At 60.3% G+C, this 11,838-nt stretch carries 11 protein-coding genes and 1 tRNA gene; 5 read left to right on the top strand and 7 right to left on the bottom strand.

The features are described from left to right. Positions 1–68: 68 nt before the first annotated feature. The 4 genes from ACTG2G_RS09775 to ACTG2G_RS09760 form a co-directional block, all read right to left on the bottom strand. On the bottom strand, positions 69–560 hold the full coding sequence (locus ACTG2G_RS09775) for an arginine repressor (RefSeq protein WP_005339728.1): 492 nt from the start codon (positions 558–560) through the stop codon (positions 69–71). A 200-nt stretch (positions 561–760) separates the two neighbouring features. After that, a complete protein-coding gene (pyrI, locus tag ACTG2G_RS09770; RefSeq protein WP_041209521.1) occupies positions 761–1,225 on the bottom strand; it encodes an aspartate carbamoyltransferase regulatory subunit in 465 nt (154 codons plus the stop codon). Positions 1,226–1,241: 16 nt separating this feature from the next. Then, positions 1,242–2,162: an aspartate carbamoyltransferase gene (gene pyrB / locus ACTG2G_RS09765; protein ID WP_041209522.1), complete on the bottom strand. Its 921-nt coding sequence runs from the start codon at positions 2,160–2,162 to the stop codon at positions 1,242–1,244. Between the two features lie 277 nt (positions 2,163–2,439). Continuing rightward, positions 2,440–2,982 carry a hypothetical protein gene (locus ACTG2G_RS09760; RefSeq protein ID WP_421386800.1) on the bottom strand — a complete coding sequence of 181 codons (543 nt, stop codon included), beginning with the start codon at positions 2,980–2,982 and terminating at the stop codon, positions 2,440–2,442. Between the two features lie 201 nt (positions 2,983–3,183). Here ACTG2G_RS09760 and ACTG2G_RS09755 point away from each other — a divergent pair. Further along, positions 3,184–3,260 (top strand) — tRNA-Trp (locus ACTG2G_RS09755). Positions 3,261–3,405: 145 nt separating this feature from the next. On the opposite strand, the gene ACTG2G_RS09750 is transcribed toward ACTG2G_RS09755, so the two are convergent. After that, positions 3,406–4,278, bottom strand: a complete 873-nt coding sequence (locus ACTG2G_RS09750) for a LysR family transcriptional regulator (protein ID WP_421386801.1) — start codon at positions 4,276–4,278, stop codon at positions 3,406–3,408. 100 nt (positions 4,279–4,378) lie between these two features. Between ACTG2G_RS09750 and ACTG2G_RS09745 the strand changes: the two genes are divergently transcribed. After that, positions 4,379–4,876: a lactoylglutathione lyase family protein gene (locus tag ACTG2G_RS09745; protein ID WP_005357546.1), complete on the top strand. Its 498-nt coding sequence runs from the start codon at positions 4,379–4,381 to the stop codon at positions 4,874–4,876. Between the two features lie 207 nt (positions 4,877–5,083). Further along, complete coding sequence (locus ACTG2G_RS09740; RefSeq protein ID WP_005357549.1) at positions 5,084–6,976, top strand: methyl-accepting chemotaxis protein; 1,893 nt, start codon at positions 5,084–5,086, stop codon at positions 6,974–6,976. 65 nt (positions 6,977–7,041) lie between these two features. On the opposite strand, the gene ACTG2G_RS09735 is transcribed toward ACTG2G_RS09740, so the two are convergent. Together ACTG2G_RS09735 and ACTG2G_RS09730 are read right to left on the bottom strand one after the other, a co-directional pair. Then, entirely contained in the window at positions 7,042–7,554 is a 513-nt protein-coding gene (locus ACTG2G_RS09735) for a lipocalin family protein (RefSeq protein ID WP_439985392.1), read from the bottom strand. Positions 7,555–7,571: 17 nt separating this feature from the next. After that, the gene (locus ACTG2G_RS09730; RefSeq protein WP_421386802.1) at positions 7,572–8,474 is read right to left on the bottom strand and encodes an AraC family transcriptional regulator; all 903 of its coding nucleotides are present in this window, start codon (positions 8,472–8,474) and stop codon (positions 7,572–7,574) included. Positions 8,475–8,631: 157 nt separating this feature from the next. Between ACTG2G_RS09730 and yqhD the strand changes: the two genes are divergently transcribed. Continuing rightward, positions 8,632–9,795, top strand: coding sequence for an alcohol dehydrogenase (gene yqhD, locus ACTG2G_RS09725; protein ID WP_421386803.1), 1,164 nt, complete (start codon positions 8,632–8,634; stop codon positions 9,793–9,795). Between the two features lie 507 nt (positions 9,796–10,302). Next, entirely contained in the window at positions 10,303–11,829 is a 1,527-nt protein-coding gene (gene pntA / locus ACTG2G_RS09720) for a Re/Si-specific NAD(P)(+) transhydrogenase subunit alpha (protein WP_005357557.1), read from the top strand. Positions 11,830–11,838 lie beyond the last annotated feature (9 nt).

Here is an 11,838-nt window from a genome sequence, read left to right as displayed (position 1 = left end):
ATGGACACAAAGTAGCAGGCAACAAAAAGGCGACCCGCAGGTCGCCTCGATGCATTCGATGGAAGGGGTTAGCGGGCCTGCGCCAGGGTGCGCACCACGGCGGCGTGGGCCTGACGGGTGCGGCTGATATGGCGCGGCGCGACCAGCACTACATCGTTGCCCGCGACGGCGCCCATGATCTCGGGATTGGCGTTGCGATCCAGCAGGCGAGCCACCACGGTGGCGGCCCCCGGAGTGGTGTGGATCAGCACCATCTGCTGATTGTGTACCACTTCGCGCACCATGTCGTGGATCGAGCGGGTACTGCCGGCGGGCTCCAGCTGCTCATCGACCAGGGTGTAGACCTTCTTGCCGTTGGCATTCTGGGCCTTGGCCACGCCGAGACGGCGCAGCAGGCGGGAGATGGTGGATTGGCTGATGTCGGCAAAGCCGCGCTCCGACAGCTCGCGGCGGATCTCTTCCTGGGTGCTGTAGCAGTGCTGACCGATGATCTGGCGACAGGCATCCAGCTGGGCCAGGTCGGGCTCTTGGGCAACGGGACGACTGAGGGTTTTGACCACGGCGAATTCCTTTGATGATGACCGGAGGTAAACGCGCGATATCTGCCATAGCAGTCAGTTATCAGGCAAAAACACTGATAATCCATCTATATGCAGGGAATGAGCGGGCATTACCATCTTGCGATGGCAAATTATAGCTAACTGGAAATTTGGTGATGTGACAGGGTTCAAAAATGGGCCCCGCGGGGCCCAATCAGATATCAGTAACGCTCGCTGACGATGTCCTGAGTGAAGGACTTCTCGCAGTATTTGCACTTCATCCGCACCGCGCCTTTCACCTCGCGTACCCGGAAGTAGCTCTCAACCGGTTCGTTGTGGGAGATGCAGTTGGAGTTGGGGCAGTGGAACACCCCGGCGATGAACTCCGGCAACTCCAGCTGATGCTTCTTCACCACATTGAAGTCTTCGATGATGTTGACGGTCGCTTTCGGGGCGAACAGCGCCAGCTGGTTGGCCTGCTGCTCGGTCAGGCGGGTGTTCTCGATCTTGATGAGATCCTTTTTGCCCAGCGCGCCGGATTTCAGGTTGAAGCCGACGGTGATCCGCTCCTGGGTCTCCACCAGCTGGAACAGCTTGAGGATCTTGATGCCCTGGCCGGCGGGGATGTGGTCGATGACGGAGCCGTGACGGATGGCTTCGACTTGCAGTTGGTTCTTGTCAGACATGTTGTTCCCCTTTCCCTTAGACAGTTTCGTTCAGTACCAGTGCCAGCAGAGCCTGACGTGCATAGACCCCGTTCTCCGCCTGCTGGAAGTAGTAGGCGTGGGGGGTCTTGTCGACCGCCACATCGATCTCGTCGACGCGGGGCAGGGGATGCAGGATCTTCATGGTGGGCTTGGCCCCTTCCAGGGTCGCCAGCTCCAGGATGAACTTGGCGGCCATGTGCTTGTACTCGGTCTCGTCGAAGCGCTCTTTCTGGACGCGGGTCATGTAGAGGATGTCCAGCTCCGGCATCACCTCTTCCATGGTCTCGTGGATGCTGAACTGAATGCCCTTCTCTTCCAGCTCTTCGCAGATGTAATCCGGCATCGCCAGCGCTTCCGGGGAGATGAAGAAGAAGCGGCAGTTGAACAGGCTGAGAGCCTGCGCCAGCGAGTGGACGGTGCGGCCGTACTTGAGGTCACCGACGAAGGCGACGTTGAGGCCGTCCAGCTTGCCCTGGGTCTCGCGGATGGAGAAGAGGTCGAGCAGGGTCTGGGTCGGATGCTGGTTGGAGCCGTCGCCGCCGTTGATGACCGGCACGCGGGAGAACTCGGAGGCGAGGCGGGCAGCCCCCTCTTTCGGATGACGCATCACCACGGCATCGGTGTAGGAGCCGATGATCTTGATGGAATCAGCCAGGGTTTCGCCCTTCTTGGCGCTGGTGTTGCCACCGTCGGCGAAGCCGATGATGTTGCCGCCGAGGCGCTGCACCGCGGTCTCGAAGGAGAGGCGGGTGCGGGTGGAGGCTTCGAAGAAGCAGCTGGCAACCAGCTTGTCTTTCAGCAAGCGGGTGTCGGGCTCGGCCTTCAACCGTTGTGCGGTTGAGACTACCAGTTCCATTTCAGACCGGGTCAGGTCCGTGATGGAGATGACATGTTTCTTGTAGAGTGGATTGGTCATCGTCTGCATTCCCTTTGACATCATTGGAGGTTTTTCGGGCACAAAAAAAAAAGCCCCTGGAAACAGGGGCTTTTTTTAAAAATAACTGGGGAACATCGGGTCGGAAACCGGAAACAACGGGGCCGCTCTGGTGCGCTCCACCCGTTTGCAAAGCTGTTTTTTTCATCAAAAACGGCATCTTCCTGTCCCGACCTTGTTCAAAACCGGACAGATTATAGGGCTGCATTTTTAATTGTCAAAATTTTATTTTCCATGCCTGTTTTGGCCTGAAAAACGTTTAAGTGGTGCGAACGGGACGGCAAACCCACACCTTGTGCGTCTCTTGCAGCGATTCCCCATCGCGGGCCATGGCGCGCAAATAACCGAGTCTGTGGTGCCCTTCCAGCAGGCAGTAGGGGCGGGGCAGGGGATGGCCGTTCGGGTAGCTGGCACCCTCCTCCGGCGCCAGTACGATGACAGGTTCGGGCCAGGTGCCTTCGTTCAGCATCTTCTCGCCGAGCCAGGAGCGGCGGACATAGCGGTTGCTGCGCAGCATCTCCCCCCAGCGCTCGATCACCTCCATATGGCGGGAGTCCACCTGATCCACCAGTTGCGCGGTGGGCCAGCTTTCACAGGTGAATTGATGGCTGGCGAGATCGATAAAGCTCCAGTTGGACTCAAAACCGCGCCAATGACGGTAAATCCACTGGGAGAGCACATTTTCAGGAATAAAGGGCACCAGCGGCGCGACCCGTTCAAGATAGGCGGGCAGGGCCTCTGTCTTGCGTTCATCCCTGAAATTGAGGGGCGCCAGTTGTTGGAGCAATCGGTAATTGAGCATAAGCAGCCTCCCGGTACCTGATTTCACCCTACCCCCATTTATGTCCCATTCCTACCCCGGCAGGGCTGCAAATACAGCAAGTTATCCCGCTTTGCTGCACAAACAACCGCGACTTGTTCGGGATTTGTGCAATCACATCGAAAGCGTAAAAAAAGCCTTTACCTTTGATCTCCACTTTGTATACTACGCCTCGTTTGTTGCAGGGGCGTAGTTCCAATTGGTAGAACAGCGGTCTCCAAAACCGATGGTTGCGGGTTCGAGTCCTGCCGCCCCTGCCATTTTCAGAAAGGCCAGCTCATTGAGCTGGCCTTTCGCATTTCCGGCGTTCGCCAATTTATCCCTCTCTCCTTTCTCTTCTCCTTCTTGCCGTTAGCAGTCCGGTGACTGTGGCCACATTGATCTCTATGTCTGCCGCAAGAGCGTTCAATGTGCAGCAACCCGCTGTTTCAAGACGGTGACCAGCCGCTGGTGGCGGGCGGGGAGCGGCCACTCGGCGCGGTAGATCAGCCAGAGGGTGTCGATCACTGCAATGCTGCTCTGGAGCACCCGGATCTTCTCCTGCTGGGCAAAGGCGGTGACGGCGAAGCGGGGCAGCACGGTAAAGCCGAGGCCGCGGGCGACCGGCTCCAGGATCAGGCCGATCTGGTTGGTAAAGCCGCGCTGCGGGATCTCGTCAACGCGCTGGCCGGGGTAGCGTCGTCCCAACAGGCGTTGTGCCATGCTGCGGCCATCCGGGTGATCGATAAAGCCGAGCTGACAGAGGTGCTGCCAGCTCGGCTCCTCGCCATCGTTGGGCACCACCAGACAGAGGGGTTCGCGGGCGAAGGGCTCGGCGGCGATGCTGGGGTGCTTCGGCGGTTGATCCACCAGTCCCAGATCGCTGCGCCCCGCCAGCACCGCCTGCACTATGTCGGGGGTGGGGGCGAAACGGTGCTGGATGGTGAGTCCGGGGTGCTCCTGTTGCTGGTCGAGCAGCAGGGGATAGAGCAGCAGACCGATGCTACCCGGGGTGGACAGGGTGATGGCGCCGTGGTGAGGGTCATCGTCCGAGAGGCGCGCCCGCAGCTGTTCGGCGGCCTGCGCCTGCTGGCGGGCGAAGTCGAGCAGCACCAGCCCGCGCGGAGTGAGCTCCAGCTGACGGGGCTTGCGCAGCAGCAGGGTGCCAAATTCGGCCTCGAGGCGCGAGATATGCTGACTGACGGCGGCTTGGGTGAGATCCAGCCGCTCGGCGGCACGGGTAAAACTGCCGGTTTCATGCACCACCACCAGGGTGTGGAGCCAGAGCGGATTAACCATAAATTTAATTTATGCCTTCCATTAGTTTGACCTTATTTTTCATTATGTCGCCCCTTCCTATCATGTCACCTGTTTCCCACACACAATTTCAAGGTGACGTATGACCTATCCACGCAACTTCTCCCACATCGGCATCACGGTGACTGACCTCGACAAAGCGGTCGAGTTCTATACCAAGGTGATGGGCTGGTATCTCATCATGCCAGCGACCACCATCAGCGAGGATGACTCTGCCATCGGCGTGATGTGTAACGACGTGTTTGGCCCGGGTTGGGGCTCCTTCCGCATCGCCCACCTCTCCACCGGCGACAAGATCGGCATCGAGCTGTTCGAGTTCCCCAACAGCGAGCGCCGTGAGAACAACTTCGAATTCTGGAAGACCGGGGTGTTCCACTTCAGCGTGCAGGATCCGGATGTCGAGGGGCTGGCGGCGCGCATCGTCGCGGCGGGCGGCAAGCAGCGGATGCCGGTGCGCGAGTACTACCCGGGCGAGAAGCCCTACCGCATGGTTTACATGGAAGATCCCTTCGGCAATATCGTCGAGATCTACAGCCACAGCTATGAGCTGACCTACTCCGCCGGTGCATATCAGGGGTAAGTGACAGGCCGCCTTCGGGCGGCCTGCTGCTTTGTTGTTACAAGAGTCAGTAGCATGGAATAGCGATCTGGTTCACACGAATAGCGCGTTCTGTTGTTGATAGATGGGAAAATATACAGATTCACTAAAGTCTGTTCATATTGCGGCCGATAGCCTTTGATACATCAGGGTTTTCCCTGCCTGACACAACAACAAGGATTCGTCGTCATGACCCTCTCTCTGCGCGGCAAGCTGCTGGCCACCAGTCTTGGCGTAGTGCTGCTGATGGCATCACTGCTCGGCATCGTTGCCTTTCACACCCTAAAATCCCGCACCATGAGCGCCATCCAGAGCGAGGCGGTCAACTATGGCCACGCCTACTCGGTCGCCATCGGCGAATGGATGACGGATCGCAAGAACACCGTCCATGCGCTGGTCAACCTGATCAGCGATAACCCCCAAGCCGAGCTGGTGCCCCACCTGAAGCAGGCCTATACCTCCGGTGGGTTCGGGCTCACCTATTTTGGCTCCGCGCAGGGGGTGATGACCCGGCAGGATCCCTCCCTCAACACCGGCAACTATGACCCACGCGAGCGCCCCTGGTATCAGGATGCGGTGAAGGCGGGGCAGCTCATCGTCACTGCCCCCTATGTCAGCGTCACCATGCAGAAGCTGGTGGTCACTCTTTCCGAGCCGGTACGCCATCAGGGCGAGCTGGTCGGCGCCGTGGGGGCCAACCTGGCGCTCGACAAGCTTATTGACGAGGTGCTGGCGATGAAGGTGCAGGGTGAGGGCTACGCCATGCTGCTCGACAGCAGTGGCCTCATCGTCGGCCATCCGCAGAAGGATCTAGCACTCAAGCCCATCGCCGAGCTGGCGCCGGGACTCTCTGCCGCCACCTTCCAGCAGTGGGGCCGCGAAAACAGCGAGCTGCACGCCGCCACCCTCGACGGGCGGGATGTGCTGCTGGCGGTACAACCGGTGCCGGGCACCGACTGGCTGCTGGCCATGGTGATGTATCGCGATGTGCTGGAAGCGCCGCTCAGCAGTCTGCTGTGGGAGCTGGTGGGGCTGACCCTGGTGCTGATGCTGGTGTTCAGCGCCCTGCTCACCGCCACCTTCAAATACCTGTTCGCCGATCTCGGTCGGGTCGCGCACGCCCTGCACGACATTGCCCACGGCGAGGGGGATCTCACCGTTCACATCAACACTCACAGCAAGGATGAGGTGGGTCAGCTGGCCCAGAACTTCAACCAGTTTGTGGCGCGGCTGCACGGTATCGTCAGCCGGCTGCGGGATGTGACCGTCGAGCTGGCGGCACAGTCCCGTGCCCAGGCGGCCGGGGCGCAGGCTCGCAGTCAGCGGGTGCGCCAGCAGCAGGACGAGATCGTGATGGTGGCGACCGCGGTGACCGAGATGGCTTCCGCTACCCAGGAGATCGCCGGCAACGCCGAGTTTGCCGCCACCACCGCCACCGATGCGGTCGCACTGGCGGTCGCCGGTCAATCCCAGGTTGGCCAGAGTCAGCGCAGCATTACCGGTCTGGCGGACGAAGTGGCCGATGCCAGCCAAATCATCAATGAGCTCGACAGCCATGCCCAGAAGATCAGCGGCATTCTGGCGACCATCAGCGGCATCGCCGAGCAGACCAACCTGCTGGCGCTCAACGCCGCCATCGAGGCGGCCCGGGCCGGTGAGCAGGGCCGCGGTTTTGCGGTAGTGGCGGACGAGGTGCGGGTGCTGTCACGCCGTACCCACGACTCCACCGACGAGATCCAGCAGATGATCGAAACCCTGCAGCAGACCACCCGCCGCGCCGTGGGTGGCATGGAGACCAGCCGTCAGCTGGCGGGTACCAGCGTCGAGGATGCGGAAGCGGCCAACCAGAGCCTTGCCCGGATCAACGAGGCGATCGGCTCCATCAGCGACATGGCGACCCAGATCGCCGCGGCGGCCGAGGAGCAGACTTCGGTGACCGGCGAGATCAGCCGCAATACCGAAAATATCCGCCACGTCTCGCAAGAGCTTGCCGAGCAGGCGGGCAACGAGGCGGCGCAGGCGGCCGAACTCAAGTCGCTGACCGAGCGGCTGGAGCAGGAGATCGGCCGCTTCCGGCTCTGATCCTCCGCCTACTCTCCATGAAAAAGGGCAGCCCGCGGGCTGCCCTTTGTCATTTCACGACTGGCTTAAGGGTTCTGCTTGACCCAGATAAGCTGGTCGGTGGCAAAGCCCAGCGACTTCGCCTTGGCGACCAGCGCATCCACCTTTGCCTTGGGCGGGTTGGGTGAGCGGGAGGGGATCCAGAGATAGTCGTGGTTGTAGCTGGTCACCAGCGAGAGCTGGTAATCGGGATCGAGGTCGATGACGTTGTAGCCGCCGTAGAAGGGGCCGAAGAAGCTCACCTTGAGCCGCGCCTCGTCAGGACTATCGACGAAGTAGGCCTTGCCCTCGGCTTCGCGCCAGCTGCCATCGCTCTGCTTGCCGCGGTTGAGCACCTTGACGCCACCATCGTCCCGCAGGCTGTAGGTGGCGCTCACCTGCTCCAGCCCCCGCTCGAAGCTGTGGTCGAGGCGGGCAATCTCATACCAGGTGCCAAGATAACGATCGAGCTGGAAGCCGGTAACGGGGCGAATGCCGTCGGCAATCCCGGTACAGGCCGTCAGCAGTAAAGCGGTGAACAGGCAAAGCAGTGAACGCATAAGTAATCCCTCTCTTGTTATCCCTCGATGATGCGCAGCTGGCCATCCCGGAAGCGGGAGGCCTGATCCGTCGGCGTGCTGCCGAAGAAGCGCTTGTACTCCCGACTGAACTGGGAGTTGCTCTCGTAACCGACTCTGGCCGCCGCGGTGCCCGCCTTGATGCCGTCGTGCAGCATCATCATCCGCGCCTTGTGCAGGCGAAACGACTTGATGTACCGCAGCGGCGAGGTAGCAGTGACCGCCTTGAAGTGGTGGTGAAAGGCGGAGACGCTCATGTTCACCTCCCGCGCCAGCTCCTCCATGGTGAGGTTGTCGGCATAACGGGACTCTATCATACGCAGCACCCGGGCGATCTGGCCCACATGGTTGTGGCGATTGGCGAGCGCCTGCAGCGCCGGGCCGCCCCCCTCGGTGAGGGCGTGGAACAGCATCTCCCGCACCGTCTGCGGCCCCAGCACCCTGGCGTGCAACGGGTTGTCCATCAGCTCGATCAGTCGCTCGGCGGCGCAGAACATGGTTTCCGACAGGGGGACCGAGTGGACGCCGCTCTTTTGCGGCGCGGGGGCGGGCAGGGCATCGCCCAGCTCCAGCAGCAGCTCTTGCAGGGTGACCAGATCGATCTCGATGGTAAAACCGATAAGCGGCTGCTCGGGGGAGGCGAAGCACTCGCACTCGCAGGGCAGCGGCAGGGTCATCAGCAGATAGTGGTTGGGGTCGTAGCGAAACACCTGATCCGCCAGATAACCCACCTTGTGTCCCTGCAGGATAACGATCATCCGCGGTTGGTAGAGCACCGGGGTGCGGCCATGGTGCTCGGTGGTATAGATGAGGTTGACCTGTTTCACCGGTGATGGGGTGATGCCGGGTGCGGTGACGTGGCGGGTCAATCTGGCGGCGAGGTCGCTGTAACGGTTTTGCATGGGTGCTCTTTGATTCGACAGTTCCGGTTTTCGCTGCTTTGTAGAAATAGGCAAGAATCAAGCAGGATGTTGTCTTGATGGTAGTGTTGTTCTGGAGAAAAATGCAATCACGATTTCGCGGCCAGGCCGCCCTGACTATCAGAAGAAGGCAATGTCGATGAACAACTTTACTCTCCATACCCCGACCAAAATCCTGTTCGGCCAAGGGCAGATCGCCCAGCTGCGCGAGCAGCTTCCGAGCGATGCCCGCGTCATGATCACCTACGGTGGTGGCAGCGTGGTACGCAGCGGCTTGTTGGAGCAGATCCGTAACGAGCTGGCTGGCATGACCCTGTTTGAATTTGGCGGCATCGAACCGAACCCGGCCTACGAGACCCTGATGGGCGCCGTGGAGCTGGCCCGTGCCGAGCGGGTCGACTTCCTGCTCGCCGTTGGTGGTGGTTCCGTGCTCGATGGCACCAAGTTTATCGCTGCTGCCGCGCACTACGAGCTGGCCAAGGATCCCTGGCACATTCTCGAGACCGTCGGCAGCGAAGTGCGCTCCGCCATCCCGCTTGGTTCCGTGCTGACCCTGCCGGCGACCGGTTCCGAAATGAACATGGGCGCCGTCATCACCCGTCGCAGCAGTGGCGACAAGGTGCACTTCTTCTCGCCGTTCGTGATGCCGCGCTTCGCCGTGCTGGATCCGGTGCTCACCTACACTCTGCCTGAGCGTCAGGTGGCGAACGGGGTGGTGGATGCTTTTGTCCACATCGTGGAGCAGTACCTCACCTATCCGGTCAACGCCAAGGTGCAGGATCGCTTCGCCGAAGGCTTGCTGCTGACCCTGATTGAAGAGGGCCCCAAGGCGCTGGCCGAACCGCACAACTATGAGGTGCGCGCCAACATCATGTGGAGTGCCACCATGGCGCTGAACGGCCTGATTGGTGCCGGTGTGCCGCAGGACTGGGCCACCCACATGCTGGGTCACGAGCTGACCGCTCTGCACGGCCTTGACCATGCCCAGACTCTGGCGGTGGTGCTGCCTGCCCTGCTGCAGGCCAAGCGCAAACAGAAGCATGCCAAGCTGCTGCAATACGCAGAGCGGGTGTGGGGTCTGAACAGCGGCAGCGAAGCGGAACGCATCGACGATGCCATCGCCGCGACCCGCGACTTCTTCGAGCGGATGGGGGTCAAGACCCGACTGCGCGACTACGGTCTGAAAGATCTGGGTATCGACACCCTGATCGGCAAGCTGGGGGAGCACGGTATGACTGCCATCGGCGAGCACGGCGATATCGATCTGGTGCAGAGCCAGCATATTTATGAAGCGGCCTGGTAAGGGCCGCCAATCGGTGCCAAACGGGCGAAACGATTGAATTGCCGGGGTCCTCTTCCGCCATCTGGCGGCTGAGCGGCCCCGCTTTTGTTGGGAAAATGTTACTTTTCGGCGTTTCGCTGCGAGAAGTGCGACGAAAGCGGATTTCGTAAGAACAAAAAACGCTAAGATAGAGGGCCGGTAAAACATTTTTTTTGACTGGTTGGATCACTTTTTTCAGCCGTTTTTACTGGTATAAGCCTCTAATTTGGTTTGTTTTTTTTAATCGTAGCTAGGGATGGGCTGAATTCTGTACGAGTGCCGTCGGGACTGCGGTTGTAATAAAACTCCAAAATTTGATACTAATCACCTTCGCGCCTGAAAAGCGGGGGCCTGACCATGACAGGAGGTTGAGGTAAAGCCTACTGATTTTCATAACAAAGAGCCCTGGACCTGCACTTTGGTCATGTCTTGTTTCGTCAGAAGTGAGACACTGGGCAGCGATTGTTTATTAACCATCAGGGAATAGTCATGCAGATTGGAATACCGAGAGAGAGTCTCGCCGGTGAGACCCGGGTCGCAGCGACCCCGGCTACCGTCGAGCAGCTGAAAAAGCTCGGCTTCGAGGTCGCCATCGAGACCGGCGCAGGCCTGTCGGCCAGCTTCGATGATGCCGCCTTCGAGGCTGCCGGTGCCAGCGTGGTGCCGAATGTCTGGCAAGCCGACCTTATCTTCAAGGTCAATGCGCCGACCGATGCCGAGATCGCACAAATTAAAGATGGCGCCACTCTGGTGAGCTTCATCTGGCCTGCCCAGAACCCTGAGCTGGTCAAGAAGCTGTCCGAGCGCAACATCAATGTGATGGCGATGGATATGGTGCCGCGGATCTCCCGTGCCCAGTCCCTCGATGCCCTCTCTTCCATGGCCAACATCGGTGGCTATCGCGCTGTGGTTGAAGCTGCGCACCAGTTCGGTCGCTTCTTCACCGGTCAAATCACCGCAGCCGGTAAAGTGCCGCCTGCCAAGGTACTGGTGATCGGTGCCGGTGTTGCCGGTCTGGCTGCCATCGGTACGGCCGGTTCCCTCGGTGCCATCGTGCGTGCCTTCGACACCCGTCTGGAAGTGGCCGAGCAGATCGAATCCATGGGTGGGGAATTCCTCAAGCTGGACTTCGGTGGCGAAGATGGTGCATCCAGCGATGGTTACGCCAAAGTCATGTCCGATGAGTTCATCAAGGCCGAGATGGAGCTGTTCGCCCAGCAGGCCAAAGAGGTGGACATCATCATCACCACCGCTCTGATCCCGGGCAAGCCGGCTCCCAAGCTGATCACCAAAGAGATGGTCGACAGCATGAAGCCGGGCTCCGTCATCGTGGACATGGCCGCTCAGGCTGGCGGCAACTGTGAATACACAGTGCCGGGTGAGCTGCATGTCACCGACAACGGCGTCAAGGTGATCGGTTACACCGATCTGCCGGGCCGTCTGCCTGCCCAATCCTCCCAGCTCTACGGTACCAACCTGGTCAACCTGATGAAGCTGATGTGCAAGGAGAAGGACGGCAACGTTGCCATCGACTTCGAAGATGTGGTTCAGCGCAACATGACGGTGATCCAGGCCGGTGAAGTGACCTTCCCGCCGCCCGCCATCTCCGTCTCTGCTGCCCCGCAGAAACCGGCCGCCGCCAAACCGGCAGCCAAGAAGGAAGAGGCCAAGCCTTCCAACAAGAAGTTCGTGTTCGGTGCCCTCGGCATCGCCGCCTTCGGCTGGATCGCCTCCGTTGCCCCGGCAGCCTTCCTCTCCCACTTCACCGTATTCATCCTGGCCTGTGTGGTCGGTTACTACGTGGTGTGGAACGTATCGCACGCCCTGCATACGCCGCTGATGTCGGTCACCAATGCCATCTCCGGCATTATCGTGGTCGGTGCCCTGCTGCAGATCGGGCAAGGGTCGACCCTGGTCACCGCGCTGGCGTTCGTCGCCGTGCTGATTGCCAGTATCAACATCTTCGGCGGCTTCACCGTCACTCAGCGCATGCTGAAGATGTTCCGTAAGGATTAAGGGGGTTTA

This window comes from Aeromonas sp. 55A (assembly GCF_051919665.1).
Lineage (GTDB): Bacteria > Pseudomonadota > Gammaproteobacteria > Enterobacterales > Aeromonadaceae > Aeromonas > Aeromonas veronii.
Note: the sequence above shows the minus strand (reverse complement) of the source record. Positions and strands in the feature narration are given on the sequence as shown.